The 16,018-nt window shown below is 39.0% G+C and carries 15 protein-coding genes; 6 read left to right on the top strand and 9 right to left on the bottom strand.

Going from position 1 to position 16,018, the window contains the following annotated elements; all coding sequences use genetic code 11:
- The 9 genes from AAAY30_RS05875 to AAAY30_RS05835 form a co-directional block, all read right to left on the bottom strand.
- Nucleotides 1-1,347: a citrate/2-methylcitrate synthase gene (locus AAAY30_RS05875; RefSeq protein ID WP_432767110.1), complete on the bottom strand. Its 1,347-nt coding sequence runs from the start codon at nucleotides 1,345-1,347 to the stop codon at nucleotides 1-3.
- Between the two features lie 273 nt (nucleotides 1,348-1,620).
- Nucleotides 1,621-1,848, bottom strand: coding sequence for a helix-turn-helix domain-containing protein (locus AAAY30_RS05870; RefSeq protein ID WP_295026333.1), 228 nt, complete (start codon nucleotides 1,846-1,848; stop codon nucleotides 1,621-1,623).
- Between the two features lie 77 nt (nucleotides 1,849-1,925).
- Nucleotides 1,926-2,132, bottom strand: coding sequence for a hypothetical protein (locus tag AAAY30_RS05865; RefSeq protein WP_186935201.1), 207 nt, complete (start codon nucleotides 2,130-2,132; stop codon nucleotides 1,926-1,928).
- Complete coding sequence (locus AAAY30_RS05860) at nucleotides 2,089-2,214, bottom strand: hypothetical protein (RefSeq protein WP_333780949.1); 126 nt, start codon at nucleotides 2,212-2,214, stop codon at nucleotides 2,089-2,091. The genes AAAY30_RS05865 and AAAY30_RS05860 overlap by 44 nt, the downstream gene beginning before the upstream one ends.
- A 226-nt stretch (nucleotides 2,215-2,440) precedes the next feature.
- A complete protein-coding gene (locus tag AAAY30_RS05855; protein ID WP_022233904.1) occupies nucleotides 2,441-2,620 on the bottom strand; it encodes a hypothetical protein in 180 nt (59 codons plus the stop codon).
- A gap of 533 nt (nucleotides 2,621-3,153) precedes the next feature.
- Entirely contained in the window at nucleotides 3,154-3,582 is a 429-nt protein-coding gene (locus tag AAAY30_RS05850) for a GNAT family N-acetyltransferase (protein ID WP_302187122.1), read from the bottom strand.
- A 603-nt stretch (nucleotides 3,583-4,185) separates the two neighbouring features.
- Entirely contained in the window at nucleotides 4,186-4,437 is a 252-nt protein-coding gene (locus AAAY30_RS05845) for a GIY-YIG nuclease family protein (protein WP_303248473.1), read from the bottom strand.
- 120 nt (nucleotides 4,438-4,557) lie between these two features.
- On the bottom strand, nucleotides 4,558-5,736 hold the full coding sequence (gene rlmD / locus AAAY30_RS05840; protein ID WP_499222351.1) for a 23S rRNA (uracil(1939)-C(5))-methyltransferase RlmD: 1,179 nt from the start codon (nucleotides 5,734-5,736) through the stop codon (nucleotides 4,558-4,560).
- Between the two features lie 69 nt (nucleotides 5,737-5,805).
- Nucleotides 5,806-7,104, bottom strand: a complete 1,299-nt coding sequence (locus AAAY30_RS05835; protein WP_186935178.1) for a hemolysin family protein — start codon at nucleotides 7,102-7,104, stop codon at nucleotides 5,806-5,808.
- A 180-nt stretch (nucleotides 7,105-7,284) separates the two neighbouring features.
- On the opposite strand from AAAY30_RS05835, the gene AAAY30_RS05830 reads away from it, so the two are divergent.
- From AAAY30_RS05830 to mscL, 6 genes are all read left to right on the top strand, one after another.
- Nucleotides 7,285-8,085: a ClpP family protease gene (locus AAAY30_RS05830; RefSeq protein ID WP_022233909.1), complete on the top strand. Its 801-nt coding sequence runs from the start codon at nucleotides 7,285-7,287 to the stop codon at nucleotides 8,083-8,085.
- A gap of 100 nt (nucleotides 8,086-8,185) precedes the next feature.
- On the top strand, nucleotides 8,186-9,148 hold the full coding sequence (locus AAAY30_RS05825; RefSeq protein ID WP_195410860.1) for an undecaprenyl-diphosphate phosphatase: 963 nt from the start codon (nucleotides 8,186-8,188) through the stop codon (nucleotides 9,146-9,148).
- Nucleotides 9,149-9,172: 24 nt separating this feature from the next.
- The gene (locus tag AAAY30_RS05820; RefSeq protein ID WP_337781554.1) at nucleotides 9,173-11,947 is read left to right on the top strand and encodes an FtsK/SpoIIIE family DNA translocase; all 2,775 of its coding nucleotides are present in this window, start codon (nucleotides 9,173-9,175) and stop codon (nucleotides 11,945-11,947) included.
- A 17-nt stretch (nucleotides 11,948-11,964) separates the two neighbouring features.
- A complete protein-coding gene (locus AAAY30_RS05815) occupies nucleotides 11,965-13,887 on the top strand; it encodes a YgiQ family radical SAM protein (protein WP_337781555.1) in 1,923 nt (640 codons plus the stop codon).
- A gap of 123 nt (nucleotides 13,888-14,010) precedes the next feature.
- Nucleotides 14,011-15,234, top strand: a complete 1,224-nt coding sequence (gene tyrS / locus AAAY30_RS05810) for a tyrosine--tRNA ligase (RefSeq protein WP_022233913.1) — start codon at nucleotides 14,011-14,013, stop codon at nucleotides 15,232-15,234.
- Nucleotides 15,235-15,362: 128 nt separating this feature from the next.
- Nucleotides 15,363-15,791, top strand: coding sequence for a large conductance mechanosensitive channel protein MscL (gene mscL, locus AAAY30_RS05805; RefSeq protein ID WP_022233914.1), 429 nt, complete (start codon nucleotides 15,363-15,365; stop codon nucleotides 15,789-15,791).
- The last annotated feature ends 227 nt before the right edge of the window (nucleotides 15,792-16,018 follow it).

Raw genomic sequence — 16,018 nt, 5'->3', positions numbered from 1 at the left:
TTATCGTTCCTCTCTTTCTATATATTCTTTTTTGCTGACTAGACTCTTATATGCCGGTCGAATGATCTTATCTGTAGTTATCAATTCTTCCAGGCGATGTGCACTCCAACCAGCAATTCTTGCTATCGCAAATAATGGCGTGTACAATTCTCTTGGAATATTCAACATATCATACACAAAACCACTATAGAAATCTATATTAGGACTTACTCCTTTGAATATCTGACGCTGCTTTGCAATCAACTTAGGTGCAATCTTCTCAATATTGTTATAAAGGGCCATATCTTTCTCACGTCCTTTATCCCTTGCGAGTTGTTCTACAAAGCCTTTGAACACCCTTTCTCTCGGATCTGAAATAGAATACACAGCATGTCCCATTCCATAAATAAGTCCTTTCTGATCAAACGCCTCTTTCTTCAAAATCTTACTCAGATATGATGTAATTTCCTCTTCGTCTTCATAATCTTTCACATGACTTTTAATATCATCCATCATATTCATTACCATCAGATTTGCACCGCCATGTTTTTTCCCTTTTAAGGATGACATTGCTGCTGAAATAACAGAATAAGTATCTGAACCTGAAGATGTTACTACCCGTGTAGTAAATGTAGAATTGTTACCACCACCATGTTCCATATGTAACAATAATGCTATATCCAGTACTCTTGCTTCCAGTTCTGTGAATTTTGTATCTGGTCTTAATAGGCGCAGGAAATTTTCAGCAATAGATAAATCTTTTTCAGGTCTATGAATATACATACTTTCGTTTTTTTCATAATGACAATAAGCATGGTATGCATATACTGCTAACATAGGAAATACTGCGATCAACTGCATACTCTGCCTTAGCACATTCGGAATTTCAAGACTTTCTTTCTCCTTATCGTAAGAGCCCAATGTAAGAATACTTCGAGTCATAGAACCCATAATATCTGATGTAGGTGCTTTCATAATGACATCTCTGGTAAAGTTAGTCGGTAGTTCCATACAATCAGATAGTCTTCCCTGAAATTCCATTAACTGTGTATCAGTTGGCAATTCTCCGAATAAAAGAAGATATGCTCCTTCTTCAAAGACAAACCTTTTTCCTTTACCTCCTGTTACTAAATCTTTTATATTATAACCACGATAAGATAACTCGCCATCACATGGGCTCTTTACTCCATCACGATATTCAAAAGCTTTTATATCAGAAATATTTGTAAGCCCCGTCAACACACCTTGGCCTTTTTCATCTCGTAAGCCTCTTTTTACACCATACTCTGAATACAGATTCTTACTAATGCTATCATTTTGTTCGCAAAAAATTGCTTGCTGTTTCATATAATTTTCCAAATTGCTCATTTGAATCGCTCCTTTCATTCTGTTACGAACTTACATACTATACTCAGATATTCTTGTTTCCAGAGTATTCAGCATTGTCTGTTCTTTTTCTTATTCTTATTCATTAGCAATACAATACAATGGAAAACTCAATTTAACCTCAACAAGGTTTGTTTTTTTCATCCATGCAAAATCTTCTTTGTACAACAGACTGTTAGATATAGCAAAAACGGCCTTCCAAAAACAGTTAACTTCTAAATCAACTGTTTTTTAAAATGTCGTTTCATCAGACTCTTATAGCAATCCAGCAAATAATCTCATAAATAATTGTCCCAGTCGCAAATATGCACTTCGTTCGGTTTGATATTGGTCTGTCACATCACGACATTCTCCCATCGTTCTTATCAGATCATTTTTTATTTCCACAACTGCCTGACGACTTACAAAAACTTTTTCTGCAAGCTCATCCTGCGACATTCCCTTTTGAGTACGAAGTTCAAGTATAACCTGTTTTGTATCCACTATGCAGTACCTTCCTTACACCTTTATTATAGTCTCACGCATTATCTCAAACAAGCAACTCGCAGTTGCTGTCCTTATTACTTGGCTTTTTCGTTCACGGCTACCCAAATTTCACAACGATAGTTTGGGGCGGTTGTATCCGCAGACGGATAAACTTCAAACTCCACGCCCTTGGCATATTCATGCTGCGAGCTTTGCGGGAAGATTCTGCCGTTTCTTGACATCGTATGCTTTGGAGTGTTAGATTTCCTGTCCTTTGTTTTCTTTTTCCTGCATACCCTCATCGGCTTGTGCAATCATCTGTCTGTACTGTTCTTTTACACTTTCCGGTGCAAGTATCTGTACCTTGCCATTAAAGCCAAACACCCAACCGAAAAAGGTTGGACTAGCTGATACTTCAGTCTGTACTCTGAAAGACGTAATATCATACGCAAGGTTGTCACATCTTCTCCGAAGCGGTCAACCATTGTTTTCATCAGGGTGTTATCACACCGTAAATCTTCAAGAACTTTCTCGCCTGAGAACATAGAGAACACTTCTTTTGTAAAATTCTCTTCTCAAAGGGCAAGTTGGCAAACTGGAAGTTGTATCATCATTTATCTTTATCTTTTTTTGAAAAAATAAGACTGCCAGATATACCAAAAGATATACCCAGACATATTCCGATTCCAATTCCAGCCATGCTATTTAAGACATTTATAAAAACAACGCTCCAAAGTATTGCTGCGATTATTCCAATAGTGACTCCTATAATTATCCTTTTGTTGTTCATCAGCTTTATCCTCCATAAATTCCGATTTATCTAATTTCTATTAACATCTATTTCACTGTTCATGAACCCCTCAAAACGGTCGAATTGCAGGATTGCCTGTCAGCTTTTTGTTCTATAAAATTCTCTCCAAACACACTGACATCTAATCCACTCACTCAATTTGCATTATCTAATCCGAGGCTACAACCTGAACGAAATTTTGTGTTGGATATGTTTCCGCAAGATACAGCCAAGCATTTGCAGCAGTTGTGCGTATAATTTAAACTGCTGCAAAAGTCAGCAAACAAGCCGCATTATAGATTGTTTGATTATTTCCTTGACATCAATACTATGGTTTCAATATGGCTCGGTTGTTCAACGAAAAACATACTCACCCCCTATTGTACACGGGAATGGCGGAACGCACCTTTTCCCTTGAAATCCAGTGGTTCGAGCCTGTGATAACCTTGAATTGCTCTATCATTTGTATAGGCAAACAGGGAAAGCTCTGTTCCTTAAACTTCATTTTTCATGTCATCCCTACAAACTGGAATTTAGCACTTCCATACCATTGTAAATTCCTTTTCTCCCGTATTATCATCTACACATTCAGATTGGATACTAAATTCTTCTCGCAGATAAAATTGAATTGCTCTCTCATTTTTTTGATAAACGTTCAATTTTAGAGTGGACTTGATTTTCTTTACCTGATCCAATAACTGTTTTCCGGTTCCCTTTGACTGTGCTACATCTTTTATAAAGATTCCTTCAATATAGTCGTTATTTAATCCAATAAATCCATCTATCTGATTTGCATTGTCAACTTCATGCACATATATTTCTGCAAGTGGAATCATTTCTTTTACCATATCAAAGTTGCTTTTCCAGTAATCTTGAGATATAAAACTATGTGCCTGAATATTCGTATTCAACCATATTTGCATTACTGAATCTATATCACAAGCAACGTATTTCCTAATCATTTCATTGTCTCCTCAAATTCCGATTTATCTTTCTACTCAACTACACGCCAACTTCTTTAAAATATTAACATAATATTTAAGCTCATTCAAGGAACTCAAATAAACACACAAGTGGAATACCTCAAATTAAGTTTGGAAAAAGCTGATTAATGCTAAGCATTCGTTTCGCCGTTTTGAGCAACGCTCGAAAATATGTCACTGAGAGGACTGTGAACAAACGACAGAAACGATTTATTCAGCGTTTCCTTTGTTTATATGAAATTGCAATATAACTGCATATAGAAATCAGGAAACTTATACAGTACAAAACAACCGCTCCAAAACTAAACAATATTTCTCCCAAATAAGTTAGTCCTGGCATAAATCCATATCCAGGAAGATTATTAAAGTAAATCATCAGTCCTATGGATATAAGCAGCGGAATTAGTTCTGACGAAAACAATATCCGCCAAAGTTTTTTTGTTTTCTTGCGAATGGTTATCACAAATAATATTATTTGAAATGTAAAAATTACTATATATGTAATCAGTAAGAACAGTGCCATTACTATTTTCCTCCGTAAATTCCGATTTGTCAATTTCATTAAATATGAAATTTGTCTCTCTATCGTGGATTCAGATATGTAATCGGATTCTGTGCCGACTGATTCATCTTCAGTCTGGCTATCGACTTTCCAATGTAGAATGTTTCATTCTCATCCAACGGAAATTCCTGCTCATATCTTTCATCCACGAAGAACACTCTGTTTTTAGTGCCTTTTCCAATATAGAAAATTTGCTTACTGCGTGGATCTATGAGTCCATACACATAATGATCTCCGAGTGAAAGAAGACTCTTCTCTGAAAATCTATCCATTCGTTTCTCCTAGTGTGCTGTCTGCATTCCCTTATTTGTATCCAAATCAAAGCCAACCTGCCAAAACAGCACAGCCTGACCAATACGCACAAACCACACCGTTAAGCCACCTATCCCGATTTACTCCTCTTTTCTTGACATCAAGACTACGGTCTCGATGTGCGCTGTATGTGGGAACATATCTACGGGTTGGATTTTTTGAATTTTATATGTGCTGTTCTTATCTATGTATGCCAAATCTCTTGATAGGGTTTCGGGGTTGCAGGAGATGTATACTACTGTTTTTGGCGACATTTTTATAAGGGAAGAGAGGAATTTTTCGTCACTGCCTGCTCTCGGCGGATCCATAAATACTACATCGGGCTTTTCGCTTTCTTCTGCGACTGCCTCCATAAATTCGCCTGCATCGCCCTGATAAAATCTTATATTCTTCAAATTGTTTGCTCTTGCGTTCTGCACCGCATCCTTGACTGCGTCTTTGTTAAGTTCAACGCCTATAACTTCGCCTGCACCGTGCTTTGCGGCAACAATTCCGATTGTGCCGATTCCGCAGTAGGTGTCAAGCACTGTTTCTTTGCCTTTCAGATTTGCAAATTCAATTGCCTTGTTGTAAAGCACCTCGGTCTGCACAGGGTTAATCTGATAAAAACTCTTTGGTGAAATTCTGAATTTACATCCGCACAAAATATCTTCAATGTATCCTTTGCCGTACAGTACCTTTTGCACATCGCCGAGTACAAGGTTTGTTCTGTACGGATTTATATTTTGAACAACTGTTTTGATTTCGGGAAACTGTTTGGTAATCGCTTTTACGAAATTATTTTTTGACGGAAAAACAGGAGTGCCTGTTACTAAAACAAGCATTACTTCGTTTGTTGCAAAGCCTCTTTTTACAAGTATATGTCTTAAAAAACCTCTCTGCTTGTCCTCGTCATAGGTTGTGAGCTTGAAAGATTTAAGCATTTTTCGTACGGCAACTATGATTTTATCTGCCGTTACATCTTCTGTCATACATTCGTCAATGCCGACGATGTGGTGAGTTCCCGATTGGTAGACACCCGAAATTATTTTACCGTTTTTATCTGTCCTGAACGCTGCCTGAACCTTGTTGCGGTAATGATAGGGTGTGTTCATACCGATTATTTTATCTGCCTTGCAAAATTTTGAGAGCAGTTTTTCAACTTTTTTCTGTTTAAAGCTAAGTTGTTCGGCGTAGGTGAGATTCTGCAACTGACATCCGCCGCATTTTTTATATACGGGGCAGCTGCCTCTTTTTATGTTTTCTTTTGTATTGCTCATAATTATTCTCCGTATCAATATCTGAAAAGAGCCAAGGCTTTGGGTGCTTGGCTCTTTATTTTGTATGTATTATTCTTCTTTTTCTTTTTCGTCTGTTGTTTTTTCTTCGCTTGTACTTTCGTCAACAAGTCTTTTTACAACAACACGAATAATTCTCTGATTTGCCACTTCCATAATCGTAAAGCGGAAACCGCCTGCCTCTACGCTTTCACGCTTATTCGGAATACTGCCTGCATTTTCAAGAATGTATCCGCCGACGGTTATGCTGTCACTGTCAATGTAATCTTCGTCAAGGTCGAACAGTGCAAGCATATCGTCAAGCTCAAGGTCGCCGTTTACAAGAAATTCATTCTTGCCGATTTTGTAGTAGTTGTGCTCAATTTCTTCGTCCTCGTCCCATATATCGCCGACGATTTCTTCAAGCAGATCTTCCATTGTGAGAATACCGAGAGTTCCGCCGTATTCGTCGGTAACGATTGCAAGGTGAACTTTTATTCTCTTGAAAGTGCTGAGAATTTTTGAAAGAGGTTGAGTTCTGAATACAAAGTACGGCGGCTGCATTATGTCACGCACATCCGGTGCGATGCCGTCCGCAAGTTTTTCGAGATAATCTCTTGTGTGAAGTACGCCGACAATGTTGTCAACGGTATCTTTATATACAGGAATTCTTGAATATCTGTTTTCAATAATTAAATTTTTAATTTTCTCCGGCGAATCGTCCACGCTTATGAATGTAACATCAACTCGAGGTGTGATAACTTCTTCGGCGGTTTTTTCGTCAAAGTCAAGTGCAAGGCGAACCATCTCGCTTTCGCTTTCTTCAAGCACGCCTTCTTCTTCAATGCTTTCTACTATATATTTAAGCTCATTTTCGGTAACGCTCGGTGCATCCTCTGTTCCGCCTGCAATCTTAAGGGCAAGGCTTTTGAATTGTACAAGGATAAACACAAGCGGGGTTAAAATGAACATCAAGAACTTTATTATGCCTGCTGTTTTAAGAGAAAAGCTGTCGCAATTTTCTTTCGCCAAACATTTAGGAAGCACCTCACCGAATGTGAGTACAAGCAAAGTAGTTGCACCCGTTGCAATAGCTGAACCGTAGTCGCCGAAAAGAGCCATACACAATACCGTTGCAAGTGATGAACAGCTAAGATTTACTACATTGTTGCAGATAAGAATGGTGGTAAGTGCTTTGTCAAAATTTTCAATAACAAAAAGAGCGGTTGTTGCTTTTTTGTCGCCGTCTTCGGACTTCTTTTGAATACGGATTTTGTTTACAAAAGAAAATGCCGTTTCCGTTGCGGAAAAGAACGATGACAATGCAATAAGTACGAAAATTACTATCGCCATTACTATGTTTGATGCCAATTAAATTCACTCCAAAAACATTATTACTTTTATACTACTATAATTCTTTTATATCATTATTGTTTTTAAGAAAAAAGAGCAAAAAGATTGAAATATATTGCTATAAATGCTATAATATTTAATTGCCAAATACATTATTAACGCATTTTTGGAAAAAATATTTTTCGGAGGTGCATTAATATGGCACAAAAAGCAAAAGAAAAGAATACCACAGCAAAAAAATCGGGTAAGTCAAGGGTTGATAATACAGTAAAAAATCCGAACGAACAGCCCGAAAAAAAGTCGCTTGAAAAAGACAGTCCCATTGACGAACAGCATACGGATCAGGTAGAAGAAACAGGTTCGGTGCTAACTACGCATAAAGACAGCGTAATTCATTGCCTGACAATTATAGGACAGATTGAGGGACATTACATTCTTCCGCAACAGAATAAAACGACCAAGTATGAGCATGTTATTCCATTGCTTGTATCTATTGAAGAGGACGAAAGAATAGACGGACTGCTTATTTTAATAAATACGGTCGGCGGAGATGTAGAGGCAGGTCTTGCCATTGCTGAGGTTATTTCGGGAATGAAAAAGCCCACGGTTTCAATTGTGCTCGGCGGAGGACATTCCATAGGCATACCGCTTGCCGTTGCGGCAGACAAGAGTTTTATTGCACCGAGTGCGTCTATGACGGTGCATCCTGTGCGAACTACGGGACTGACGCTCGGCGTTCCGCAGACTTTTGAGTATTTTCAGCGTATGCAGGACAGAATTACAACCTTTGTTGCGGAAAATTCCGATATTTCAAAAGAACGGTACAATGAGCTTGTTCTCAACACGGGCGAACTTGTAATGGACATCGGAACGATTCTTGAGGGGGAAGAGGCTGTCAGTGAAGGCCTTATTGACGAGGTCGGCACGGTTTCGGATGCAATTGACTGCCTGTACACAATGATAAAACGCAATAAGACCCGTAAAAAACGTGGCAGATAATTTTATTTTTTACAGTAACCGCATATAAATAAATTAAATGCGGTTATATGGGCGGTCAAAAGTCGCCCTTACATATTTTATGGTTAAAGGAGTACATATTATGTCAATTATTGATGCAATCATTCAGGGCATCGTGCAGGGCTTAACAGAGTTTTTGCCTGTATCGAGCAGCGGACATCTTTCTATTACACAGCATATTTTGGGCGCAACGGAAAATAACCTTTTCTTTAATGTTATGCTCCATGTGGGAACACTTGTAGCGGTAGTTGCTTTTTACCATAAGCTTATATGGAGTCTTATCAAGGAATTTTTCTCACTTGTTAAAGATGTATTTACAGGTAAATTTAAATGGAAAGAGATGAATTACGAAAGAAATCTTATTATGATGCTCATTATAGGACTTCTTCCGCTTTTCCTGTTATTTCTGCCTATTCCGGGCACGGATATGAAAATTAAAGATCTTGCCGATGTTCTTACAGGCGAAAGATACTTGATTGTGGTTTCGATTTCTTTGATGATTACAAGTATTTTGCTTACTGTCGGTATTATCTGCAACAAGAGGACTATCGGTTCAAACGCAGGTTTTAAGCATTTAAAAAATGTAAAGCACAGCGAAAATTCGGCAGGCAAAGAGAGCTTTAATGTTCTTGACGCTGTATGCGTAGGTCTTATGCAGTTTGTTGCTGCAATTTTCCCCGGTATTTCCCGTTCGGGTTCAACTCTTGCAGTCGGTGAGATGAGAGGCATAAACAAGCAGAAAGCGCTTGACTACACATTTGTTCTCGGTGTTCCGTCAATACTTGCGGCAGCTCTTCTTGAGGGTGTTGACGCAATAAAAAGTCCGGAGGGCATATCAATTGACCCTGTGGTAATTATAGTTGGTATGGTAGTTTCTGCAATTGTAGGCTACTTTGCAATTCTTATTTTCAAATGGTTCTTAAAGACCGACAAAATGATAATTTTCGTAGTATATACTGCACTTGTAGGTATAGTATTCCTTGTTATTTCCTGCATTGAAATGAACACAGGAGCAAATGTCTTTACCGGTGCAATGATTCAATAATGCTTTTAGCGGAGGTAGTATAAATTGGCAACCCAGAAAAAGACAACCAAAAAGAAAGCTTCAGGTAAATCAACCTCCTCAAAAGCAAAAAGCACTAAAAAAAGTCAACCGATACCTGAATCACAACCTTTGCTGACACCAAGGATAAGAGCAATTATCCTTGGTGCTTTATCACTGTTTTTTGTAATTTTAATATTTGTTCAGAGCGTAAATTTATGGAGTACGGTTCGTTCCGCACTTTTTGGAGTATTTGGCTTTGCAACATTTCTTGTTCCCGTCTTTCTTATGTATATGGCAATTATTACGGACAAGGAAAAGCAAATACAGCATTTTAAAAGTAAGGTAGCACTCTGCATACTTATTGTTTTGCTGATAGGAGCATTGATTTATGTTGCAACAGGCACTCCTCATTCGGAAAAAGGTTATCTTGCCTGTGCAGGCGAACTTTATCTCGATATTTTCAAAAGTGAATCTTACTTTACATTCGGCGCCGGTTTTATCGGAGGATTGCTTGGTTATCCTATGGCATCGTTAATCGGAAATGTTCCGACGGTATTGATTTGTATTCTTGTATTGCTTGCCGTTATTTTCGGCATTACAAATCTTTCAATCAATGATATTGCAGAAGCTGCCGCATCAAAGGTTGAGCAAGGTGTTACATATGTAAAGCACAAGAGCGAAGAAAAAGCAAGGGTAAGGCGTGAGTACATTGCCGAGCGTGAGGCGGAAGAGGCACAGCGTGAGATGTTTATTGCAGGAGGAGAGAATGACAAAACCATAGTTTCTCCTCAAAAGAAAAAACGCAGAGGCAAGAGGAGCGGCATTGATATTCCTCTTGATGAAAACACTCACGATGATAACAAAACAAAGCTTAACAGAAAACTTGAGGTTGACTGCGACTACAAAGCAGATGTTAAAGATGCGTCAAAAGTTGCAGATGAAGTTGAAGAGCCGCAGTTTTACAAAAGTCCCGAAAAGGAAGTATACGGTGAAGAATACGAAGATGAAATAATACAGAATGAACATAACGAAAATGAAAATGTTTCTGACGATTTGATGGACATAATCAACAGAGCAAGCAAAAACTTTGATGAAAAGAATCATAAAGCAGAAACAGAACCCGAGCCGGTTCCGTCATACGAAGAGAACAGACATAACGAAGAAAACAGCTTTGAAGAAGAACTTGAAAATGCAAGCTATTCTCCTGTTGAAATCAGAGAAAAAGAAGAAAAGCCCGAGTATCATTTTCCGCCTATTCAGCTGTTAAGTCTTTCAGAAAACAATAACGATAAAAATGCTGCGGAAGAAATGCATAACAATGCGAAAAAACTCATTGATACGCTTGACAGCTTTAATGTAAAAGCATCTATAGTAAATATTTGCCGTGGTCCGTCTGTTACAAGATATGAACTTTCACCTGCTCCGGGTGTAAAGATAAGCAAGATTACAAACCTTTCAGACGATATTGCACTTAACCTTGCCGCAAACGGAGTAAGAATCGAAGCTCCTATTCCGGGCAAAGCCGCAGTCGGTATTGAAGTACCAAACAAGGTTGTAAGTATGGTTACTATGCGTGAGTTGATTGACTCTGATGAATTCAGAAGAGGAAAGAGTAAACTTACCTGCGTACTCGGTAAAGATATTTCGGGTGAAATTGTGGTTACCGACCTGTCAAAACTTACTCACTTGCTTATTGCAGGTACAACGGGTTCGGGTAAATCTGTTTGTGTAAACTCAATTCTTATGAGTATCCTTTACAAAGCTACACCCGACGAAGTAAAACTTTTGCTTGTTGACCCAAAAATGGTTGAATTTACAAAGTACAGAAGTATTCCGCATTTGCTTATTCCTGTAGTAACCGACGCTAAGAAAGCGGCGGGTGCGCTTGGATGGGCGGTTTCCGAAATGGAGCAGAGATATAAGATTCTTTCGGAATACTACTGTAAAAATATTGACGCATACAATGAGCTTATAGAAGAAAATCTTAAGTATATGGCAGAAAATCCGCCTGTAGAAAATGAAGACGGCGAGCTTGTTCAGCCTGTACTTGAGAGAAACGGTTTACCCGTACCAAAGGAAAAAATGCCGAGAATTGTAATTGCAATTGATGAGCTTGCCGACCTTATGATGGCAGCTCCGAGTGAGGTGGAAGAGTACATTGCCCGACTTGCTCAAAAAGCAAGAGCCGCAGGTATGCATTTGCTTGTTGCAACGCAACGACCTACGGTAAATGTAATTACAGGTCTTATCAAGGCAAATATTCCAAGCCGTATTGCGCTTAAAGTAAGTTCAAATATTGATTCAAGAACTATCCTTGATTTCAGCGGTGCGGAAAAACTCATAGGCAGAGGTGATATGCTTTTCCTGCCTGTAGGTGCGCCAAAACCAATGCGTGTGCAGGGTTGTTATGCTTCCGATGAGGAAATTGAGGGTGTAACAAATTATATTAAAAAATCTTCTTCCGCTCAATATAATGCGGAGATTGAAGAAAAAATCAAGAGAATTGCCGCAGAAGAAATTACTCAGGGTAAAAAAGGCGATGACAGAGGCGGCGATGATATTGAAATTGACTCAAAAATGGAAGACGCAATTAAATGCGTAATTGAAGCAGGACAGGCATCTACTTCACTTCTTCAGCGCAGGCTCAAGGTAGGCTATGCAAGAGCCGGCAGAATGATAGACGATATGGAGCAGATGGGTGTTGTAGGCCCTCATCAGGGTTCAAAACCGAGAGATGTACTTATGACCTATAATGAATGGCTTGAACACCGTAATATTATGGGCAGTGACGATGAATAAATTATATAGGTGATATTATGGCATTTTTACCGATGAATATAAAAGAGGTTAAAGCCCGTGGATGGGACGAAGTTGACTTTGTATATGTAATGGGCGACAGTTATGTTGACCACCCGTCTTTTGGTGCTGCCATAATTACAAGAGTGCTTGAGGACTGTGGCTATAAGGTTGCAGTCCTTTCTCAGCCTGATTGGAAAAATGATGCCGATTTTTTACAGTTTGGCAAACCGAGGCTCGGATTTTTTGTTACGGCAGGCAATATAGACAGTATGGTTGCACATTATACCGTTGCAAAGCGTAAGCGAAGTGATGATGCTTATACGGCAGGCGGTAAAAACGGCAAGCGTCCTGACAGAGCTGTAACTGTTTATTCAAATATAATCCGCAGACTTTATCCCGATTCGGTAATAATTATCGGCGGACTTGAAGCCTCGCTAAGAAGATTTGCTCATTATGATTATTGGAAAAACACCGTAATGCCGTCTGTACTTTTTGACAGTAAAGCAGATATTATTTCTTACGGAATGGGCGAGCTGCAAACTATTGAAATGGCAAAGCGCTTGTCGGAGGGTTATCCCGTAGAGGCTTTGTATGACATCCGTGGTATTTGCTACGCTGTAAAGACAAGCGATTATGTTCCGAAAACCGTTGTGGAACTGCCGAGTTACGAAAGAGTTTGTGAGAGCAAAAAGGACTATGCAATTGCTGCCAGAAAAGAGCTCGAAGAGGCAGATGCGGTAAGAGGCAAAACTCTTATTCAGCGCCACGGCAACTTTATTTTAATTCAGAATCCGCCTATGCAGCCGCTTGACACAAAACAGCTTGATTATGTGTATTCGTTACCGTATGAAAGATGGTATCCGCAGTGTTACGAAAAACTTGGCGGTGTACCGGGTATTCAGGAGGTACTTTTCTCAATTACGCATAACCGTGGTTGCTTTGGCGCTTGTAATTTCTGTTCGCTTGCGTTTCATCAGGGAAGAGCGGTAACGGTAAGAAGTAAACAGAGCGTTATTGACGAGGCAAAGTCTTTTCTTAACGATAAGAGATTTAAAGGATATATAAGTGATGTGGGCGGCCCTACAGCCAACTTCCGTCTGCCGTCCTGCGAAAAACAGAAAAAGGCGGGACTTTGTAAAAGAAGAAAGTGTCTTGCTCCGACTCCTTGCCCTAATATGCAGGTGTCGCATACGGAGTATCTTGATATTTTGCGAGAATTGAGAAAACTTGACGGCATTAAAAAAGTATTTATTCGCAGCGGTATTCGTTTTGATTATCTTATGGAAGATCAGAGTGACGAATTTTTTGAAGAGCTTGTAAAGTATCATATAAGCGGTCAGTTAAGAGTTGCGCCGGAGCATTGTTCGGCTGCAGTTCTTGACAGAATGGGTAAACCGCACATAGAAACTTATAAAAAGTTTTGCGATAAATTCTATAAACTGACAGGTCGTATGAGTAAAGACCAATACATAGTGCCGTACCTTATGAGTTCGCATCCGGGTTCTACTTTGAAGGATGCGGTGGAACTTGCGCTGTTCTGTAAGAGGGAGAATATACATCCAAAGCAGGTGCAGGACTTTTATCCGACTCCGGGTACAATTTCAACCTGTATGTTTTATACAGGCATAGACCCTTATACAATGAAAGAGGTTTATGTACCGAAAACCGAGGAAGAAAAGTCAATGCAAAGAGCACTTTTGCAATACTTTATTCCCGAAAACAAACAGAAAGTAATTAAAGCACTTATAAAAGCAGGCAGAAAAGATTTGATAGGTTATGATTCAAAATGTCTTGTTCAGCCAATGAGTAATCAAAATAATTATAAGGGAAATAATAAAGGTCAGAAATCTTCTTACAATTCAAATAAAAACAATTCCCGTAACAGAAACGGAAAACAGACAAAAGATAAGTTTGCAAAATACAGAAGAAAAAAGAAATAAATTAACTGTAAATGCAAACCGTCAAAGCCCTGTTCTTATATGTAAGTTTAGGTATTGACCTATTGTAAATTTTGATTTATAATTAACAAATGAAAACAAAATCAGAAAGGATTTTATAATAAAATGGGAGTTTATGAGGAATTAGTAGCCAGAGGTCTTATCGCTCAGGTTACAGATGAAGAAGAAATCAAAGAGCTTGTCAACAATGGTAAAGCTGTATTTTATATCGGTTTTGACCCTACTGCTGACAGCTTACATGTAGGTCACTTTATGGCACTTTGTCTTATGAAACGCTTACAGATGGCAGGCAACAAGCCGATTGCTCTTATCGGCGGCGGTACAGCTATGATCGGTGACCCGTCAGGCAGAACAGATATGCGCCAGATGATGACTACCGAAACTATTCAGCACAATGTTGATTGCTTTAAAAAGCAGATGGAGCGTTTCATTGATTTTTCAGACGGCAAGGCACTTATGGTAAACAATGCTGATTGGCTGCTTGACCTTAACTATGTTGATGTTTTGCGTGAGGTTGGCGCTTGTTTCTCGGTAAATAATATGCTCAGAGCAGAGTGCTACAAGCAGAGAATGGAAAAGGGACTAAGTTTCCTTGAGTTTAACTATATGATTATGCAGAGCTACGATTTCTATGCTCTCTATAAGAAGTACGGTTGTAATATGCAGTTCGGCGGTGACGACCAGTGGAGCAATATGCTCGGCGGTACAGAGCTTATCAGAAGAAAACTCGGTAAGGACGCATACGCTATGACTATTAATCTTCTCCTTAATTCCGAGGGTAAGAAGATGGGCAAAACCCAGTCCGGCGCTGTATGGCTTTCAGCCGAAAAGACAAGTCCTTATGATTTTTACCAGTATTGGAGAAATGTAGCCGACGAAGATGTAATCAAGTGCTTAAAGATGCTTACATTTTTACCGCTTGAGCAGATTGATGAGCTTGCTAAACTTGAGGGCAGTAATCTTAACAAGGCTAAGGAGATTCTTGCATATGAGGTAACAAATCTTATTCACGGCAAGGAAGAGGCAGACAAGGCACAGGAGGCTGCAAGAGCATTGTTTGGCAGCGGTGCAAATACAGACAATATGCCTTCTACAGAGCTTACGGACGCTGACTTTACAGATGACGGTATCGCAATTCTTGATCTTCTTACAAAGTGTGCGCTTATTCCGTCAAAGGGTGAGGGCAGACGCCTTATTCAGCAGGGCGGTGTTGCCGTTGATGATGAAAAGGTAACAGATGTATATGCAAATGTTCCTAAGTCTGCTTTTGAAAAAGGCTATGTTGTAATTAAAAAAGGCAAAAAGAAATTCCATAAGGCTGTTTTATAATTCAGTTTATTAACTCAATCAAAAAAATTTTCCCACTATTATTAGTGGGAACGTGTTTGTCCTGCATTATTCTGTATTTTTGCGGTTATGGCAACTGCTAAAAATATCTTAACAGAGGAGTTTAGGAAATGAAAAAGTTTTTTGGCGAGTTTAAAACCTTTATTATGAGAGGCAATGTGCTTGACCTTGCAGTCGGTGTTATTATCGGTGCTGCTTTTCAGGCAATTGTAACTTCACTTACTTCGGATATCATTTCACCGATTCTCGGTTTGTTCGGCGGAATGAATTTTGACCAGTATGCGCTTACAATAGGCGATGTTTCGATTGGATACGGTAAGTTCTTAACTGCGGTTATTAACTTTATTATAATGGCATTTGTCATTTTCCTTATTGTTAAATTAGTAAATAAGATTATGGCAATCGGCAAAAAGCCCGAAGAACCGGCAGAACCCACAACAAAGATTTGCCCGTTCTGTCAGAGCGAAATTTCAATCAAGGCTACAAAATGCCCACACTGTACAAGCGATATTCCTGCAGAAACAGAAACTAAGGAATAACTTTAATACATAACTGTAACTAAAAGCTCCCGATACAAAAATCGGGAGCTTTTGTGTTGATTTATAATTTTTGCTTAGCGGAATAAATTTAAAAAACAATTATAAAAGTTTGTCAACCTTTGAAAAGGTCGTGGGTGTGGGCTTTGCCCATGTTAATATTGCTCTTGACCCATTGTTAATTTTCGGAATCGGATTTTTCCCCGAATTGGGCATTGCCGGTGCAGCTA

The sequence above is a fragment of the Ruminococcoides bili genome (assembly GCF_040093295.1).
GTDB lineage: Bacteria > Bacillota > Clostridia > Oscillospirales > Acutalibacteraceae > Ruminococcoides > Ruminococcoides intestinale_A.
Note: the sequence above shows the minus strand (reverse complement) of the source record. Positions and strands in the feature narration are given on the sequence as shown.

Excerpts from the sequence above, each read along its gene's own strand:
- AAAY30_RS05875 (WP_432767110.1), bottom strand. The coding sequence starts at position 1,347 with ATGAGCAATTTGGAAAATTATATGAAACAGCAAGCAATTTTTTGCGAA.
- AAAY30_RS05865 (WP_186935201.1), bottom strand. The coding sequence starts at position 2,132 with ATGAGGGTATGCAGGAAAAAGAAAACAAAGGACAGGAAATCTAACACT.
- AAAY30_RS05855 (WP_022233904.1), bottom strand. The coding sequence starts at position 2,620 with ATGAACAACAAAAGGATAATTATAGGAGTCACTATTGGAATAATCGCA.
- AAAY30_RS05850 (WP_302187122.1), bottom strand. The coding sequence starts at position 3,582 with ATGATTAGGAAATACGTTGCTTGTGATATAGATTCAGTAATGCAAATA.
- AAAY30_RS05845 (WP_303248473.1), bottom strand. The coding sequence starts at position 4,437 with ATGGATAGATTTTCAGAGAAGAGTCTTCTTTCACTCGGAGATCATTAT.
- rlmD (WP_499222351.1), bottom strand. The coding sequence starts at position 5,736 with ATGAGCAATACAAAAGAAAACATAAAAAGAGGCAGCTGCCCCGTATAT.
- AAAY30_RS05830 (WP_022233909.1), top strand. The coding sequence starts at position 7,285 with ATGGCACAAAAAGCAAAAGAAAAGAATACCACAGCAAAAAAATCGGGT.
- AAAY30_RS05825 (WP_195410860.1), top strand. The coding sequence starts at position 8,186 with ATGTCAATTATTGATGCAATCATTCAGGGCATCGTGCAGGGCTTAACA.
- AAAY30_RS05815 (WP_337781555.1), top strand. The coding sequence starts at position 11,965 with ATGGCATTTTTACCGATGAATATAAAAGAGGTTAAAGCCCGTGGATGG.
- tyrS (WP_022233913.1), top strand. The coding sequence starts at position 14,011 with ATGGGAGTTTATGAGGAATTAGTAGCCAGAGGTCTTATCGCTCAGGTT.
- mscL (WP_022233914.1), top strand. The coding sequence starts at position 15,363 with ATGAAAAAGTTTTTTGGCGAGTTTAAAACCTTTATTATGAGAGGCAAT.